Origin of the sequence: Roseimicrobium sp. ORNL1, from assembly GCF_011044495.1 — a bacterium.
Taxonomy (GTDB): Bacteria; Verrucomicrobiota; Verrucomicrobiia; order Verrucomicrobiales; family Verrucomicrobiaceae; genus Roseimicrobium.
In genome coordinates this window covers 5,939,150-5,957,121 of sequence record NZ_CP049143.1, presented here as the reverse complement: position 1 = coordinate 5,957,121, position 17,972 = coordinate 5,939,150, and the positions used below count along the sequence as shown (strand labels likewise).

13 protein-coding genes are annotated in these 17,972 nt (G+C 59.5%); 6 read left to right on the top strand and 7 right to left on the bottom strand.

The window, feature by feature from the left end; all coding sequences use genetic code 11:
• Position 1 precedes the first annotated feature (1 nt).
• Positions 2–1,183, bottom strand: a complete 1,182-nt coding sequence (locus G5S37_RS23920; RefSeq protein WP_165207370.1) for a hypothetical protein — start codon at positions 1,181–1,183, stop codon at positions 2–4.
• A 16-nt stretch (positions 1,184–1,199) separates the two neighbouring features.
• Here G5S37_RS23920 and G5S37_RS23915 point away from each other — a divergent pair, with 16 nt between their 5' ends.
• Entirely contained in the window at positions 1,200–1,409 is a 210-nt protein-coding gene (locus G5S37_RS23915) for a hypothetical protein (RefSeq protein ID WP_165207369.1), read from the top strand.
• A 35-nt stretch (positions 1,410–1,444) separates the two neighbouring features.
• On the opposite strand, the gene G5S37_RS23910 is transcribed toward G5S37_RS23915, so the two are convergent.
• Together G5S37_RS23910 and G5S37_RS23905 are read right to left on the bottom strand one after the other, a co-directional pair.
• Entirely contained in the window at positions 1,445–2,425 is a 981-nt protein-coding gene (locus G5S37_RS23910) for a type II secretion system F family protein (protein WP_165207368.1), read from the bottom strand.
• A gap of 82 nt (positions 2,426–2,507) precedes the next feature.
• Positions 2,508–2,849, bottom strand: a complete 342-nt coding sequence (locus tag G5S37_RS23905; RefSeq protein ID WP_165207367.1) for a DUF4282 domain-containing protein — start codon at positions 2,847–2,849, stop codon at positions 2,508–2,510.
• A gap of 288 nt (positions 2,850–3,137) precedes the next feature.
• On the opposite strand from G5S37_RS23905, the gene alaS reads away from it, so the two are divergent.
• On the top strand, positions 3,138–5,837 hold the full coding sequence (alaS, locus tag G5S37_RS23900; protein WP_165207366.1) for an alanine--tRNA ligase: 2,700 nt from the start codon (positions 3,138–3,140) through the stop codon (positions 5,835–5,837).
• A 162-nt stretch (positions 5,838–5,999) separates the two neighbouring features.
• Here the strand turns inward: alaS and G5S37_RS23895 are convergent, their stop codons facing one another.
• Entirely contained in the window at positions 6,000–7,175 is a 1,176-nt protein-coding gene (locus tag G5S37_RS23895) for a hypothetical protein (protein WP_165207365.1), read from the bottom strand.
• A 178-nt stretch (positions 7,176–7,353) separates the two neighbouring features.
• Here G5S37_RS23895 and G5S37_RS23890 point away from each other — a divergent pair, with 178 nt between their 5' ends.
• Entirely contained in the window at positions 7,354–10,269 is a 2,916-nt protein-coding gene (locus G5S37_RS23890) for a zinc-dependent metalloprotease (protein WP_165207364.1), read from the top strand.
• A 234-nt stretch (positions 10,270–10,503) separates the two neighbouring features.
• Here the strand turns inward: G5S37_RS23890 and G5S37_RS23885 are convergent, their stop codons facing one another.
• The 3 genes from G5S37_RS23885 to G5S37_RS23875 form a co-directional block, all read right to left on the bottom strand.
• Positions 10,504–11,370 (bottom strand): metallophosphoesterase, encoded by an 867-nt coding sequence (locus G5S37_RS23885; RefSeq protein ID WP_165207363.1) that lies wholly within the window; start codon positions 11,368–11,370, stop codon positions 10,504–10,506.
• A gap of 161 nt (positions 11,371–11,531) precedes the next feature.
• The gene (locus G5S37_RS23880) at positions 11,532–12,359 is read right to left on the bottom strand and encodes a fumarylacetoacetate hydrolase family protein (RefSeq protein ID WP_165207362.1); all 828 of its coding nucleotides are present in this window, start codon (positions 12,357–12,359) and stop codon (positions 11,532–11,534) included.
• A 166-nt stretch (positions 12,360–12,525) separates the two neighbouring features.
• Positions 12,526–14,901, bottom strand: coding sequence for a Tex family protein (locus tag G5S37_RS23875; protein WP_165207361.1), 2,376 nt, complete (start codon positions 14,899–14,901; stop codon positions 12,526–12,528).
• Positions 14,902–15,131: 230 nt separating this feature from the next.
• Here G5S37_RS23875 and G5S37_RS23870 point away from each other — a divergent pair, with 230 nt between their 5' ends.
• The 3 genes from G5S37_RS23870 to G5S37_RS32595 all read left to right on the top strand — a co-directional run bounded on the left by G5S37_RS23870 (position 15,132) and on the right by G5S37_RS32595 (position 17,972).
• Positions 15,132–15,539 (top strand): hypothetical protein, encoded by a 408-nt coding sequence (locus G5S37_RS23870; RefSeq protein ID WP_165207360.1) that lies wholly within the window; start codon positions 15,132–15,134, stop codon positions 15,537–15,539.
• A 37-nt stretch (positions 15,540–15,576) separates the two neighbouring features.
• Positions 15,577–16,566, top strand: a complete 990-nt coding sequence (locus tag G5S37_RS23865; RefSeq protein ID WP_165207359.1) for a C-terminal binding protein — start codon at positions 15,577–15,579, stop codon at positions 16,564–16,566.
• A gap of 137 nt (positions 16,567–16,703) precedes the next feature.
• On the top strand, positions 16,704–17,972 hold the full coding sequence (locus G5S37_RS32595; RefSeq protein WP_240914702.1) for an SMP-30/gluconolactonase/LRE family protein: 1,269 nt from the start codon (positions 16,704–16,706) through the stop codon (positions 17,970–17,972).

Below are 17,972 nucleotides of genomic sequence, written 5' to 3'. Positions count from 1 at the left end.
GTTATGCGACTACGACTTCGATTTTCTCCACGATCGCCAGGGTGTTGGTGAACGTCGCAAAATTCGGATCGCGAGCGCCGATTTTGACCGCGTCCCGGTTGTCCGCCAGGTAGTAGACGGTGCACCCGGGCACGTTGTCCGTGATGGGCGCATTGGCGAGATCATCCTCCGGTCGCATGTTGAACGCGATGAGAACGTCCTGATCCTCGTCCAGGGTGTAGTCGAGCGTGCGCACCATGGGCTGGGCACCCGAGAGATCGAGATTGGTGGCGATCACGGTGAGATCCGTGTGGGAGTCCCAATCGTTGCCTGTGCTTGCCGGTTGGGAGATGGTGACCGCAGTGAAGCCCAGCCCATTGGTGGCCCGGAAGGTGATGCGCAACCTGTTCCCGCCGGCCTGCAGTTCGTCCTTGGAGATGCGTTGGATGATGCAGTCGCCTCCAAGGCTGGGAGATACGCGGTTGGGAGTGTTTGGTGTGGAGGGAAATGCCAGCGTGAAGTTCTCAGGCGGCAGGCCATCGACCCTCAATGGCGGCTCGGGCGCGAAAATGGAGGTGAGCGAGATTCCAGTGCCATCATCCGCACTGTAGCGGGCAGCGACTTGGTAGGAGAAGTCCGTCACTGCGGAGGGTGTGGTGTCATCGTAGGTCTCCGCGCGTGGAATGTCCGTCTCCTCTTCCGCAGCAGTGCTCACGTGCAAGCGGCGGATGACCACGCGATCCATGCGTGCGTCTGGATTATTTTTCCACGTGAGGTGAACTGTATTGGGCCCGGTGGCAGCCGCGGCGACGTTGGTCGGGGGCAGCGGAGGGATGTCCACGATCAACTGCTTGGACTCGCAGGTGGTTTTGTTGGCGCCATCCTTGCCGTAGACGACATAGAAGTAACGCGCCAGTTCGGTGCGACCGGTGTCCGCGTACTGCGTCTGGGCATCCGGGCCGGGAGTGATTTCCTCCAGGTTTTCACCCTCAAGTCCCCTGAGGAGCCGGTATTTCGTGGTGCCCGGGGGACCGGCGCTCCAGGTGAGGGTGACCGTGGTGCCATCGATCTTGTAAGAGAAGGTCAGCTTTGGCACGCTGATGATGTCGGTGGCGATGAAGTCACCGCATCCCGCGTAGCCAAAAAGAAGAACCACTGGCACCACAATCAGGGGCGCCAGAATCGCCAGGACGATCCATTCCATGGTTCTCGGGGGTTAAATGCCGGACGTGAATGAATGGATGGGCGTGGATATCGACGGCGTGTGGCAGAGCGGGGGAGGGGGAGTCTTCATGATCGTCGCGCGTTTTACGAAAGCGGCACCTGAAGGAACATTTGCTCACCTTGCCGCCGGACAAAGAATGACCGGCCCAAGATTTTCCATCATATCGTACAACATCGTGCGCGCGGTTGCCCGCGCGAAGAACTAAATTGTCACGCAAGTATGAGCCGCATGGGCCCAGCGTCATAACATCTTGTTGAGCTCGGTGAAATAGCTCGAAAATGAACTGACGATCCGGTACGCGACGTAGAAGACGACAATGACGTAGAAGATGCGTGGCAGCCACTCTGCTGCCCGGTTTTGCGCCTGGGCGGCCAATTCAGACTCCGCGGCGGCCCAGCGGCCCATTTCGATGTCCATGGTGCCAGTTTCTTCCGCAGTGGCCACGGACTGCATGAAGGTGACGGGAAAGGCACCGGTGCCGCGCATGGAGGGCGTGAGCTGCTCTCCTTGTTCGACCTTTGCTGCCGCCGTTTTTCCGGCGTCGTTCAGCACGGCGCTTTGAGAGGCGTCTCCCGCCAGCCTCAAGGAGTCTGAGACTCGCAGAGCGGCGAGCAGGCAGGTCTGAAACACCTGGCAGAAGCGTGCCAATGCCCAGTGACGACGGACGCCTCCGACGAGAGGAATGGAGTTCAGCAGCCCGTCCACTGCTGTGGACGTGCCTGCGGCTTTCAAGGCCGCCTTCGCGATGACGGCCACGCCGAGAATCAGGACCCAGGCGATGATTAGCCGTTTCACGAAGTCCGGAATCAGTCCGCCGAATCCCTCTCCGCGCATGATGCCGCCGAAGTCCGGCACGAAGAGGCCGAGGTGCAGGAGGATGAAGGGGTAGATGAGTGCGCCAATCGCCTTGTCCCGGCTCCGCTGGCGCAGGTCGTAATAGCGCGCCAGATGGTCGAAGGAATCCTCCAGCTTGCCGCCCTTTTCCCCGGCCGCGAGGAGGCTGGTTTCCAAGGCACGTGTGGAGCCGTTTTTGGCCACGGCATCCGCCACGGTGAGTCGCGCGGCAAGACCCTGGCGCAGGCCCTCGAGCCAGCTCCGCACGGGCGCTGCAGGGCGCTGCTCCAGAAGGAGATCCACGGAGCGGTCCATGTGCACCCCTGCGCGCAGGAGTTTCCCCATTTCATGGAAAAGCTGCGCGCGCTGGCGGTTTGTCATGGACATGGGCGGATGGAATCACACTGGCACGAGGAAACCAATCCCAGACTTTGCCTCCGGACGGTTTTCTGCCGTATCCCACGCGAGGTTACCTCTTCCCACGCTCGATCTCCTTGAGCGTATCCGCGATGAAAAAGATGGCCAGGACGACCTCCAAAAACACGCGGGTGATGAGCGCGTAGATGACGAACAGGACGGGGGCGAAAAACAGCGACATGACACCTGCAAAGAGGCCGCCGCCCTGGCCCACGCTGAATGCCGCGAGTACCCACTTGGCGGCCAGCAGGCCGGAGACGACCAGCCCCATGATGTACAGCCAGCGGGCAATCTTCGGGGTGATGGCGGTGCGGAAGGAGAGGTCCAGCAGGGCATCAAGCATGTCCTTCTTTTCCTCCGCTCGGGCCTCAGTGGTGGTGGGAGTTTCGTCCATGATGGTATCCCAGCGTAGTAGAAACGGTGTACTGCGGGTAGCAGAAAGTAGCAGGCTTCTCCAGAAGCCTTGCTGCTACAGGAGCCGGGTTGATCTTGAATTATTCCGAGCGGACAACCGTGCCTCTGAGTGTGTTAAAAGTCATTGAAAGTCAGGGGGGAATGCGGCGTGGAAAGGCTTCTGGAGAAGCCTGCTACGTTCACGCTCCGGCGGCACCACATTTTCCTATGACGCGAGGCGATCCCGCGCTAGTCTGCGCGCCCTTTTCCCAGCCCAGACAACACGCTCATGACCTCCGCGCAAATCCGCCAAGCCTTCCTCGATTTCTTCAAGGAGAAGCAGCATACCATCGTGCCCTCCTCCAGCCTGATGCCGGATTCGCCGAACCTGCTCTTCACGAACGCGGGGATGAACCAGTTCGTGCCGATCTTCCTGGGCCAGATCGAATGCCCCTACAAGCCGGGCCGCGCGGCGGATACGCAGAAGTGCATTCGCGCCGGCGGCAAGCACAATGACCTGGATGACGTGGGTCTGGATACCTACCACCACACCTTCTTTGAGATGCTGGGGAACTGGTCCTTCGGCGACTACTTCAAGAAGGAGGCGATTGCGTGGTCCTGGGAACTCATCGTGGAGCGTTTCAAGTTCCCGCCGCAGCGTGTGTACGCGAGCATCTATCAGCCTGACCCTGGCGACCCCTCCGAGCGCGACCAGGAGGCGTGGGACCTCTGGGCGGAGAAGTTCCGTGGCGTGGGTCTGGACCCCGACATCCACATCGTAAACGGGAACAAGAAGGACAACTTCTGGATGATGGGTGAGACCGGCCCCTGCGGCCCGTGCAGCGAAATCCACATCGACCTCACTCCGGAAGACCGTACCGAGGAACTCGAGAAGCGTGGCGCGAAGCTGGTGAATGCCGGCGTGCCCGAGTGCATTGAGATCTGGAACAACGTGTTCATCCAGTTTAACGCCAATCCCGATGGTACCTTCACCCCGCTGCCCGCGCAGCACGTGGATACCGGCATGGGCTTTGAGCGCCTTGCGTCCATCATCCAGGGCACGAAGAATTTTGCGGACTTCAAGAACGCGAAGATCAGCAACTACGAGACCGATGTCTTCCGCCCCATCTTCGACGAGATCGAAAAGCTGAGCGGCAAGAAGTATGGCAGCACGCTGCCGAAGAGCGGCTCGACCGGTGACACCGAGCAGGAGAAGGAAGACGTGGCCTTCCGCGTGATTGCGGACCACATCCGCACCCTGAGCTTCGCGATTGCGGATGGCATTCAGCCTGGTAACACGAATCGCAATTACGTGCTGCGTCGCATCCTGCGCCGCGCGGTGCGTTATGGCCGTACTCTCGGCTTCAAGGAGCCTTTCTTCTACAAGCTTGTCGACGTGCTCGCCCAGAACATGGGAGATGTGTTTCCCGAGATTCGCGCGCGGAAGGAGCATGTGAAGTCCGTGCTGAAGACGGAAGAGGAATCCTTCAATCGCACGCTGGACAAGGGTATTGCGCTTTTCGAAGCTGAGGTGGAGGAAGCGAAGACCATCACGGGGGCGTTTGCCTTCAAGTTGTATGATGAACAGGGATTTCCGTTGGACCTGACCGAACTGATGGCCCGCGAGCGTGGCCTGAAAGTCGACATCGCGGGATTCGAAGTTCTCATGGAAGAGCAGAGGAAGCGCTCTCAAGGCGCTCAAGTGAGGCAGGTCATTGCGCTCAGTGAGATCGAAACCAAGGAGCCCACGAAGTTCATCGGCTACGACAAGCTCACCACGCCTGCCACGGTGTTGGAAGTGGTATCCATGAAGGACAAGACCGCAGTGGTGTTGGATCACAGCACTGCCTATGCGGAAATGGGTGGTCAAGTGGGCGACAGCGCCGTGCTCATCCATGGCGCGGACTCCTGGCGCGTGACGAATACCCAGAAGTCTGGCAACACCTGGCTGCACTTCGTGGACGGAGATGAAGCTCCCGCAAAAGGATCCAAGGTAGAGCTTGAAGTGAACGCGGACCGTCGCAATGCCATCGAGCGTCATCATACGGTGACGCACTTGTTGCACTGGGCGCTGCATGAAGTGGTCTCCAAGGAGGCAACGCAAAAGGGTTCCTTCGTGGGGCCTGATAAGCTCACGTTTGACTTCAACAACGCTGCGCTCACGCCCCAGCAGGTGCGTGATGTGGAGAAGTTGGTGAATGAGCGCATCGTGGAGAACTCCCACGTTTCCTGGCAGGAGGTGCCGTACAGCGAGATCAAGGCGCGTCCGGACATCATGCAGTTCTTCGGCGACAAGTATGGCGATACTGTCCGCGTCGTTCAGATCGGCGGCCAGCCGCGTGCGCTGAATGGCTACAGCATGGAACTCTGCGGTGGCACTCACACACGTGCCACGGGTGAAATTGGTCTTTTCCGCATCCTCAGTGAAAGCGCGGTGTCTGCAGGTCAGCGCCGTATTGAGGCCATCGCGGGACTCACCGCCTATGAACAAGCGTTGGAGGACAGCTTGCGCATCGCCGCGCTCGCTCAAACGCTGGGAACACCGCTTGCGGACCTGGAGAAGCGCATTGATGGTCTGCTTTCGCAGCAGAAGGACCTCGAGAAGCAACTCAAGGCGTTGCAGCAGAAGCAAGCGGCTGCGGCTGCGAACGAGCTGCTGAGCAAGGTGACCACCGGCGCCTCCGGCGTGCCGCTGATTGCTGCGCAGGTGGCGGGCACGGGTGACGAACTCCAGGGCCTGGCCGAAGCGCTCAAGGGCCGCTTCCAGGGCGTGGTGACGCTCGTGGGCGCTGCGGGCGATCAGGTGGCTCTCGTGGCTTCTGTCTCACCCGAGCACGCGAAGGCCATCCAGGCCGGCAAGATCATCCAGACCATTGCCCCGATTGTCGGCGGCAAGGGCGGCGGTCGTCCGGACTTCGCGCGTGGCGCGGGCAAGGATGCCTCGAAGATCGGTGATGCGCTGGCGAAGGTGAAGGAATTGGTGGGCTGAGCCCGACAGTAATGTAGAAGGCTTCTCCAGAAGCCTTTCATTGCATTGCACACTCTTGAGGAACTTTCTCCTCAGGAGTGTGGCGGGGTGTCTCTGGGGCTCTCACCTCGTGGGTGACGCAGGCTCACAAAGGCTTCTGGAGAAGCCTTCTACGTTGGAGCATCACTTCCTTCCGCTCGTCTTCACCACGTAGGTCCTCATCATGGAAGGTGACATGCCCAGGACCTGGCATGTTGACTCGGTCATATAAGCCCAATTGTCGAGGCCACCCCAATTGTTGAACAACCTCTCCATCACGTAGTAGTTGAAGGCTTTCAGTTTGGGATACTCTGGTTTCTGATACCCGATCTCCGTGAATCTACCGAACTTGGCCATGGAATCCCATCCGCGGCGCTGGAAGAAATCTCGCGTGGAATCCAATCGCTCCAGTTGCGGCCAGGAGTGCCATCCCAGGCACTGGTGAAGAGACTCGGAACAATTGATGGCTATGAGCACCTTGATCTTGGAACAAAGGTCGGGAAAGAGCTTCTGATTAAAATCTGGCGGTCTCCGAGATTTCTCATCGACTGGCCCAGAATAAAAGACATCATCGGTGTGGCGGCATCCCCAGAGGACCAATTCTTCAAGTTCTGGCATGGACCGCACGTGGTCTTCCAGGGCCTTCCCAATCTCTGAATTGTAGATCACGAGGCGTCTGATTCTGGGTGGCAGCCGCTGGATGCGCTTGAGGTCCACACCGCTGAAAGGCAGGATCAGCGTCCCGGTGCAGTCAATGTTGTTGATGATTTCATACTGGTGAGGTGTCGATTCGACGCTGAAAAGATCGACCAGATCGAAATTCGTAAAAAGAGCCGCAGTGAACTTCCTGCGCATGATCGGCCGGTCGTGGCCGCTGCCAGCATTGACATAGTTCAGCATGCCGTCGGGGGCCGGTTTGGCATCCACCAGAGGTGTGGTGACGAATTTCAATGGTGGCACGCACTGCAATTCATCGGTCCCTGTAGCGATGACGAAGGCACAGATGGGATCGTACAGCGTCATGTAGTCTCCATGGACCTGCTTGGTGAGTTGCGGATCTTTCATGTGAACGGAGCCGTGAAATTCCGTTTTCCTCACGATGTAGGGTCCTGAGGGAGGTTCCCAGAAGCAGATGGGCACACTGGAGACGAACTCGGGTGGGTGGGTCTTGAGTTCCTCCTGCGCGGCTATCGGAATGGAAATGGTGATGCTCACAAGCAACCACAGGAACAGCAGCACTTGGAAGGATATAGCTTTCGCTGGGACAACGAGATGACGCTTGCTCGACGTCGTAGGAAGTGGAGGTAAAGGCAGGGGCATGGCTGAGCGCAAAGTTCCAGTCCGTAAGCTACAGATAGCGTGAGGGATAAGTACGGGAATTCATTTTGGGAAAACGCAGCGAGACTTTGCGTATTGAACGGGAGAGTCCTCCTGAGACCTAAGGAATGGTGCAGGATGCCCGTTTCAACTATCTTACCCTGCGAACGTTACATCACACATGAACGCGCTCCCCTCCTATCTCGTGGCCATGCTGGTCACGGTGGCTACCGTGGTTGCCCTGAGTGGGCAAAACGCGGCTCCAGCCCCTGCACCCGCTCCAGCGGCTCCCGCGCCGCAGAAGCCTGACCCAGTGCCTGCCACGACCCCGGCCAACAAGCCAAAGGATCCTGCGCCCGCCGCGACGACTGAGAAGAAGACGGCGGACAGCAATGCCCCCAAGCCTGCCACCACGGCTCCTGCCCCTGCCCCTTCTGCCGCCAAGCCAGCTCCGGCCCCGGCCAAGCCTGTTGCAGAGGCAGCAAAGCCCCAGCAACCTGCTCCTGCACCCGGCACTCCTGCCCCGCCCACTCCTCCCGGTGCACGTAAGCCCGAGGCGGAAAATAAGGCGAAGACCAAGGACATCGCTGCACAACCCAAACCTGTGCCGGCGAATCCGGAGCCTCCGAAGAAGAAGACGCTCGAAGAGGTCACCAAGAACTGCGAAGACGACAAGGGTCTCTTCCGTGTGTACCGCGACAAGGAGAACGGCACGGTCTTCCTCTTCGTGAAGAAGCAACAGCTCGATAAGGAATTCATCTACTTTTCCCACACCGTGGATGGCGTGGTGGGCGCGGGCAGAAACCGTGGGCAGTTTGGCGATGAGACGGTGTTCACCATCCACCGGAACTATGAGAAGATGGAGTTCGTTGCGCGCAACACCGCGTACTACTTCGATCCTGAGCATCCGCTGGCCCGCGCGGCACGTGCCAATGTGAGCGATGCGGTGCTGGCCATGGAACCCATCGTGGCGGAGAATGAGGAGGGCATCCTCATCAATGCGGGCAATCTCTTCCTGCGCGAGACGCTGCGCCAGGTGAAGCCGAGCGGCAAGGAAGATGGCAAGTCCCTGCTCGGCAAGCTCTCGGAAAACAAGACGAAGTTCGTCCGCACGAAGTCCTTCTCACGGAATACGCTCTTCGTCGTGGAGTACGTATATGAGAATCCCTCGCCGCCGAGACAGGATGACGATGAGAAGTCCGCGCAGGACGTGACGGATCCGCGCTACGTGAGCGTGAAGGTGCAGCATACGCTCATCGCGATGCCGGAGAATGACTACCAACCGCGCTTCGATGATGCGCGTGTGGGCTATTTCATGACCCAGCTTACGGACCAGACCTCCACGGAGGCCACGCCCTGGCGCGACTTCATTCACCGCTGGCATCTGGTGAAGAAGGATCCGAATGCGCCGCTGAGCGAGCCGGTGGAGCCGATCGTGTGGTGGATTGAAAATACCACGCCGCGTGAATTCCGACCCATCATCATGGAAGCTGGTCTGAAGTGGAACCAGTCGTTTGAGAAGATTGGGTTCAAGAATGCAGTCGTCATCAAGGAACAGCCGGATGATGCAAACTGGGATGCGGATGACATCGACTACAACGTACTGCGCTGGACGTCCTCGCCGAAGCCGCCCTTCGGTGGGTATGGACCGAGCTTTGTGAATCCGCGTACGGGTCAGATTCTCGGCTCGGACGTGATGCTGGAGTTCAGCTTTGTGAAGAACCGCCTCTTCGCCCGCCGTCTGTGGAGCGAAGTGGGCATCGTGGGCATGGATGCAACACAGGGAGGTGGCGCCGATGAACACGCCTGCATGGCTGGAAATCTCACACAGCAGGGAATGATGTTCGGCACGAACATGATGCGCCTGCGCAAGGCGGATCAGATCGATTTCGACGAACTGGTGAAGGAGAGCCTCACGCAACTCATCCTGCATGAACTGGGGCATACCCTTGGGCTGAACCACAACTTCCGCGCGAGCGGCATGCTCAGCCCGGACGATTTGCAGAAGCGGGAACTGACGCAGAAGTCGGCGCTCAGCGGCTCGGTGATGGACTACATGCCGCTGAACCTCGGGCCGGACAAGGCGCATCAGGGGCAGTACTACATCACGGATCCGGGGCCGTATGATCACTGGGCCATCGAGTATGGCTACAGTGTGGCGCTTCCGGATGCCGTGGCTGAGAAGGAAAGGCTGGCAGTCATTGCCGGACGGTCGCACGAGCCGCAGCTCGCCTTTGCCAACGATGCGGATGACATGCGCGGTGCGGGCAAGGCTATTGATCCACGCGCCATGATCTTTGACATGAGCAGCGACCCGATTGCCTACGGCGCGAAGCGGTGTGAGATGGTGAAACAGGCCACGGGCAAGCTGCTGGAAGAGTATCCCAAGGAAGGCACCAGCTGGCAGGAGCTGACGAATGCGTACGTCTCCCTCACCTCAGACGCGGGGAATGCGCTCACGGCCATCTCCCGCTATGTGGGTGGTGTGTACGTGGAGCGTCCTTTCGTGGGGCAGGTGAAGCAGCATGCGCCGCAACCTCTGCGTCCCGTGGAGGTGGAGAAGCAGCGTGCTGCGATGCAGACCCTGGCGAAGTATGCCTTCGCCGCGGATTCATGGACGGCCCCTGAAGTGCTTGTTGCTCACATGCAGCAGCAGCGCCGTGGGTTCGACTTCCGTAGTGAGGGTGAAGATCCCAAACTTCACGAGCGCTCACTGAAGATCCAACGCGGTCTGCTGGACCACCTCATGCACGTGAATACGCAGAACCGCATTCTCGACAGCGCGCTGTATGGAAACAAGTACCCGCTGCACGAGGTGATGCGCGATCTCACCTCCGCGATCATCCTTGGCGAGGGCGAAAAGAGTGTCATCTCCACCCAGCGGCAGAACCTGCAGCTCGACTATGTGGATCGCTTGCTCGGCATGGTGCAGGGTCGCGGGCATCTGCCGGCGGCGCAGAGTGTGGCCCTTGCCCAACTCCGCACCATCCAGGAGCATTTCAAGATGCTCGCGCCTGGCGCACCCGAAGCAAATCGCCCGCACGTTGAATTCGTGCTCTACAAGATTGGACGCGGGCTGGATGAGAAGGGACGGTGACGGGTGCTGCCTCTGGTTCGGTGGTGGGCCCAAGGAGCGGCGGCTTTAGCCGCCGCTGTATCGCGCAGGAAGCGCGATAAGCGGGCGACTGAAGTCGCCCCTCCTTGGGAAGCAATCGCCATGATGACCGTTTCATGTGGTTGCCGACGTCTCATCACGGCGAACAACTCTCGATCAAATCCCTTGGTCTTTACGGCTGCTCATTCAAGACGCCGCTGCGTCCCTGAATTGGCCTTACACCGCGTCCGTATTCACCACATCAAAGCAGGCAATCTCCGGCGGGCAGAAGACGCGCACGTGGTGCTCGATGGTGCCAATGCCGCGATTTACGTAGAGCTTGAGAGCCTTCCTTGGGCCCACGTCGTAGAAGCCAGCCTGGTAGCGCTTGCCCCAGCTCGGCAGGATGAGCGCGCCCCAGCCGGGTATACGCACCTGGCCGCCGTGCGTGTGGCCTGAAAGTTGAAAGGCGATACGCGGATCGATGGAGAGAGTGTCTGCGAAATCCGGCTCATGCATCAAGGCAATCGCACGGTCATCTTTGCGAAGGCCGGCCGCCGTGTTGTGCCAGTCGGGTTTTCCTGCCCAGGCGCTTTGCAGGCCTGCGATCACCAACTCACCGCCTTTGCATGAAATGCGTGTGTGCTGATTTTGTAGGACGGAAATATGCTGGTGGTTCAGGGCACCGGCGACCCGGGTGCGGTTGTCCCAGTGGTCATGATTTCCGAGGCAGGCGTAAACGCCGGTGGAAGCTTCCAATCCACCGATGATCCGCGCGAAATCATTGATGCGGGTGCTGGTGTTGGAGATGTAGTCTCCCGTAAGCAGCACGATGTCGGGCTTCAGCGCATTGGCCCGGAGCACACATTCGAGGACGAAATCCTCCTCGTACAGCGGATCAAAATGGAAGTCGGTGAGCGATACCGCGCGGAAGCTGCGAGGCGCCCGTGGTCCCAGCGCGAGCTTCAAGTCATGATGGTCAATCCTCAGCCGATGCCTCTCCAGCGTGGCGCCATAACCATATGAGCCTGCTCCGGCCAGCAGAGCGGGGGCGTAGAAGTACCTGAATCTCTTGAGAAAGGTGCGCCGGTTTTCTGATGACATGGGTGAGGAAGAACCGTTGCGGGAGAGGGGACTTTGTACCTCCAGCACGGGAGATGCCAAACAAATAGAATGTAAAGGCTGCGGCAGCGGCAGGGATTGGACAGGCTGGGAGGCAGAACGTTGAAGGAACACCCGCCTCTGGCAGCCCGAGTGGCGAGCTTCTAGTCCATCCGGTTCACCAACTCGCCGATGCCGTCGATGCGGATGCGTACTTCATCGTTGGTCTGCAGGCAGAAGTCATCGGGCGGCACAATGCCAGTGCCGGTCATCATGAAGCAGCCCACGGGGAAGGATTCCTCCTTGAAGAGCCAGCCGACGAGCTCCTCCAGGTCGCGCTTCATCTGCGCGAGCGTGGTTTCGCTGGAGAAGACCTTTTCACAGTCACGGATGATGTCACACGCGATGGAGGTGCTGTCCGCCAGGGGCTTCTCAGCAATCAGGATGCCGGGTCCCAGGGCGGCGCAGTTCTTGAAGACCTTGGCCTGAGGGAGATAGAGCGGGTTCTCGCCCTCGATGTCGCGGCAGCTCAGGTCGTTGCCGCACGTGTAGCCGACGATTTTTCCCGTCTTGTTGATGACCAGGGTAAGTTCCGGTTCGGGCACAATCCACTTGGAGTCCTTGCGGCGATGCAGAATGCCATGCGGTCCCACGACTCGCTGAGGCGTGGCCTTGAAGAAGATCTCGGGGCGGTCGGCTTCATACACCTTGTCATAGAAGGTGGCGCCTCCGGCGTCCTTGGATTCTTCCATGCGCGCGGTCTTGCTGCGGTAATAGGTGACGCCACTGGCCCACACCTCCTGGGTGCCTATGGGAGGGTGCAGATCCTGGTGTGCAACGCCATCCGTTACAATGCCCTTGGAGGCCTGATGCTGGAGCCAGCCGGGTAGGTCCTCCTTGTTCAGGAGCTCATCCCAGTTCGGGACATCGATGATGAAGCACTTTCCATCGAGCTCGAGCACCGGTCCAGCGTGGGTCTTGTAGATGATCATGGAGACCCCACGCTAGACGGCGCTCGCATCGGCACAACACCAAAGTAGAAGGCCTCTCCAGGGGGCCTTGTTTCATAGGAGGCAGGCATGAAAAAGGCCGCGCCTGTGCAGGTGCGGCCCTTCACTGAAAGGCTTCTGGAGAAGCCTTCTACATTCAGCTCGCGGACTACTTCTTGCCCTTCTGCACGGCTGCGGAGAACCAGTCGCCGCCACCCATGCCGCCCATACCGCCGCCGGAGCTGCCGCCACGGGAACCGCTGCCGCTGCTCTGGAAGCTGCGATTGCCGCCGCCACCACCCTGGCCGGGACGTCCGCCGCCCTGGCCACCACCGCCGCCTCCGCCACCACCACCCGAGCCGCCCTTCTTGCTGCGGTCGAAGTCGGGGTTCGACTTCATGGAGAGGGCGATGCGTTTGCGCTCGAGATCCACTTCAATCACGGTGACCTGCACCTTCTGCTGCACTTTCACCGCTTCGCTGGCGTCCTTGATGAAATGGTCTGCAAGCTGGCTGACGTGCACGAGGCCGTCCTGGTGCACACCGATGTCCACGAAGGCGCCGAAGGCAGTCACGTTCGTCACGATGCCAGGGAGCTTCATGCCCACGGTGAGATGCTCGGGCTTCTCCACGCCTTCTTGGAACTTGAAGACCTCAAACTGTTTGCGGGGGTCACGACCGGGTTTGGCGAGTTCGTTGAGGATGTCCTGCAGCGTGGGCAGACCGACTTCCTCGCTCACGTACTTGCGTGCATCGATCTTTTTGCGCAGTTCCTCCTTGGTGAGCAGATCGCTCACATCGCAGGAGAGGTCGCGCGCCATGCGGTTCACCACATCGTAGCGCTCAGGGTGCACGGCGCTGGTATCGAGAGGATTTTCCGCGCCGCGGATGCGCAGGAAGCCGGCCGCCTGTTCGAAGGCCTTGTCGCCGAGGCGAGGCACCTTCTTGAGTTCGTCGCGCGACTTGAAGGGGCCGTTTTCATTGCGGAAGGCCACGATGTTCGCGGCCAGCAGCGAGTTCAGGCCGGATACGTAGGAGAGGAGTTGCTTGGAGGCGGTATTCACTTCCACGCCCACGGCGTTCACGCTGCTCATCACCACGTCATCCAGTCCGTCCTTGAGAAGTGTCTGATCGACATCGTGCTGGTACTGGCCCACGCCGATGGACTTCGGATCGAGCTTCACAAGCTCCGCGAGCGGGTCCATGAGACGACGGGCGATGGAGACAGAGCCGCGCACGGTCACGTCGTGATCGGGGAATTCTTCGCGTGCTACATCACTGGCAGAGTAGATGGAGGCGCCGCTCTCATTCACCATGAGAATCTGGATGTGCTTGGGCAGGCCAATCTTGCCAAGGAACATTTCTGTCTCGCGGCTGGCGGTACCATTGCCCACGGCGATGGCTTCGATGTTGAAGCGCTGCACGAGATTTGTCACCAGCACCTTCGCGGCGATGAGGCCGTTGCCTTCGCCGAGGAGGTACATGACGTCGTTGTGCAGCAGCTTGCCCTGGGCATCGAGGCACACGATCTTGCAACCGGTGCGGAAGCCGGGGTCCACGCCCATCACGCGCTTCTGTCCGAGCGGCGCAGCGAGGAGGAGTTCGCGCAGATTGTCCGCGAAGACCTTCACGGCTTCAGCATCCGCTTTCTTCTTGGACTCAAGACGGGCTTCCGTCTCCATGGAGGGAGAGAGAAGGCGCTTGTAGCCATCCAGCACCGCTTCGCTCACCTGCTTGCTGCACGCGGTGTTGCCCTTCACGAAGAAGGGTTCGAGCAGACGAATGGCGTCGCCTTCAGGAGCGGTGACTCGCATGATGAGGAATCCTTCCTTTTCACCTCGGCGGATGGCCAGCATGCGGTGGGAGGGAATGCTCTTGAGCGGTTCGCTCCAGTCGAAGTAGTCGCGGAACTTGGCGGCTTCCTTGTCCTCTTCCTTGCCGAACATGACCTTGCTCACCACGGTGCCTTGATCAGTGATGAGGCGGCGGATGGCAGCGCGGGCTTCGGCGGAGTCGCTCACGCGTTCTGCAATGATGTCGCGGGCGCCTGCGAGGGCTTCGACGGCCGTGTTCACCTTCAGTTCATCTTCTACATCAGTCTTGATGTAGTTCGCAGCCTCGGTGGCCGGGTCGGCGGAGCCGGTGGTCTGGTTCTGCTCCAGCCAGTCGGCCAGGGGCTCCAGGCCCTTTTCCTTGCCGATGGTAGCGCGGGTGCGGCGCTTCGGGCGGAAGGGGGCGAAAAGGTCTTCCAGCACGGCCACGGTAGTGGCGCCTTCGATCTTCGCGCGCAGGGCATCGGTCATGAGCTTGCGCTCGTCGAGCGACTTCACGATGGCCTCACGGCGCTCGTCGAGCTGGGCGAGGCGAAGCATGCCGTCGCGGATGCCGGTGATGGCCACTTCATCCAGCATGCCGGTGGCCTCCTTGCGATAGCGCGCGATGAACGGAACAGTGCCCCCTTCGGCAATCAGCTTGGCAGTCGCGGTGACCTGCAGGGGTTTGACGTTCAGTTCACGGGCGATCGTCTCAACGTGTTTCAGATTCATGGATGGTCAGCGTGCAGAGATGCAGTGTCGGGATTTTCGGGGAAAGATGAGGATCCCATGGCATAGCGGGTGGGCCGGAAGCGGCAAGCAAAAGGGTGCAGGGGGGCGATTTTCGCTTGCGCGGGCCTTTTAAAGTGTCCGCTAAATGGCGGCGGATTTGGCTTGCTCTCCACGACCTGGCGCTGGTTTTTCCTTGATGAAATTGGGCAATTGATATCAGCATGGCGGCGATGTCGCCCAAACCCGCATGGAAGATTTACACACTGGTAATGGTAGCCCTGGTTCCGACCCTGCTTGCGTGGGCGTTTTCCATGACGGTACTGTTTCCAAAAGTGGAGAAACTTTGGAGGGACTTCGGTCCTCAAGCCGAAGGGCGGTCCGTGAGCGCCGCGCTTGAGTTCATCATTTCTTTTTCGAGGTTCGCCTTCGGAAATTCATCCATTTTGGTCGGCCTCGCGGTTTTGGTCATGGTCCTCCTTGAGACTCGCTGGAAGTCATGGGCACGGTGGAGAAGTGTCACGCTTGCCGCCCTGACCGTGATTCTTAATGCCTTTGTCATCCTCTCCCTGGTGTTGATGACGTCGCTGGCGCTTTTGCTTTCAGCGAGGGCTCTTGTATTGAGTGGCGAACAGTCTTGAACAAGAGGCCGCATTCCTACAACAATAACAATCGGCCATGCCCGCCAAAGTCATCATCACCGATTTCGTCACCGAGCCCCTCGACGAGGAGCGCCGCATCCTGGGAGATCTCGCGGAGGTCATTGCGCTGGATGCGCTGTGTGAGGACGAATTGATTGGCCGCATCGAGGATGCTGATGCCATCATGATGTATCACCAGTTCAATGTGACCTCGCGGGTCATCCAGAACCTGAAGAACTGCAAGCTGATCATCCGCTGCGGGGTGGGCGTGGACAATGTGGATCACGCCTTCGCCCGCACGCGTGGCATTCCGGTGGCGAACATTCCCGACTACGGCACCGAGGACGTGGCGGACACGGCGATCGCCATGATGATGACGCTCACGCGCGGGGTGCATTTGATGAACTCGCGCCTACAGCGCAATGTGGGGCCCTGGCACTATTCACCCATGGTACCGCTGCACCGCCTGCGTGGGCGTGTGTTTGGCATCGTGGGACTGGGTCGTATCGGCACTGCGGCGGCCCTGCGCGCGAAGGCGCTGGGCATGGACGTGTGGTTCTATGATCCGTATGCACAGGATGGAAAGGACAAGTCACTCGGGGTGCGTCGTGCGGAGTCGATTGAGGAGTTGTTTGCCAAATCGTATGTGCTGTCCCTGCACTGCCCGCTGACTCCGGAGACACGTCTGATGGTGAATGATGAGACGCTCAAGCTCCTGCCGCAGGGTGCGTATGTCATTAACTCAGCGCGTGGTGCGGTCACGGATCCCATGGCCATCCTGCGCTCGATTGAAGATGGGCATCTCGCCGGCGCGGCACTGGATGTGCTGGAGAAGGAGCCGCCGTCTGATAGTGATCCGTTGCTCCAGGCCTGGCGGGATCCGCATCATCCCGCGCACGACCGGCTGATTCTCAATCCGCACTCTGCCTTCTACACGGAAGAGGGGCTGCGTGACATGCGCGTGAAGGGGAGCGAGAATGTGCGCCGTGTGCTGCTTGGACAGGCGGCGAGGAATGTGGTGAATTGAGAAAGTCCGTAGTGCGGAGTCCGTAGTGCGGAGTTGTCCGATTATGGAGCGCTTATTCATCGAATACCCATTGCCTGGCCACGTCTATTTCGTCATCCTTCCTTTCGAAAAACTCAGTTCCAATACGCTTCCCAAGTATGAACACCCGCCGCGCTTTCCTCACCACGTTTGCCACTGCTGCTGCCGGAGCCGTTTTGGGGCGTGACTATGGTCCGAATGCCCAGCCGTCGCGGTATCCGGATCCAGATGTGATTGCGATGGATCCTTCCTTCGGAAAATACATCCAGGGGAATGCGCCGATTCAACGGCTGCACACGGGCAGCCTGTGGGCAGAGGGTCCGGCCTGGAGCACTCATGGAAACTTTTTCCTGTGGAGCGACATTCCCAACAACGTGCAGAGGCGCTGGCTCAATGAAGATGGCCACGTGAGCACATTTCGCAATCCCTCGAACTACAGCAACGGCAATACCTTTGATTTTGAAGGCCGCCAGATCTCCTGCGAGCATGGAACACGTCGCGTTGCACGTTATGATCGTGATGGCAAGATCACCGTGCTGGCGGACAAGTTTGACGGCAAGCCCCTGAACGCGCCCAACGATGCGGTGGTGCATCCCGATGGCGGCATCTGGTTCACCGATCCCGGCTATGGCAGCATGGGGAACTACGAGGGTTTCAAGGGTGAGCTTGAGCTGAAGGAAGCCGTATATCGCATCGATCCCGCCGGGAAGATTGAGAAGGTGACGGATGAAGTGGAGAAGCCGAATGGCCTGTGCTTCTCACCCGACTACAAGAAGCTCTATCTCGTGGACACCGGCGCGCCGAAGAACATCCTCGTGTATGACGTGGTGGATGGGAAGAAGCTGGCGAACCGGAAGGTGTTTGCGGTGATGAATCTAAACGTTGAAAAGGAGACCTCGGCTCTGCGTGAAGCCAGCAGTAAAGCGGAAGAAGCGTATCGTGAGGCATCTGCGCGGTTGCGGCCGCCACCTGCACCTTTGCCTGGTGGGACGGGCGGACCGAGACCTCCTGTCGCTCCCTCGCGTGACACATGGCCACAGGAACTTCGCGATAAGGAACTCGCCATGGAGAAAGCAAGACAGGCTTACGATTTCCGCTCTTTCTTTCTGGATGTGATGTCGAATAACTTTACTAACGGCAAGGGAGGTTCAGACGGCGTGCGCTGCGACGTCGATGGCAATGTCTGGGCGAGCTCCGGCTGGGTAGGCCAAAAGTATGATGGGGTCTTTGTGTTTTCGCCGGGCGGAAGTCCCATCGGTCAAATCCGTCTTCCCGAAACCGGCAGCAACCTCTGCTTCGGTGGCCCACGCCGGAATCGCCTCTTCATCACGGCGAGCCAGTCGATCTACTCCGTGTATGTGAATACCCAAGGCGCGCACATCTGCTGA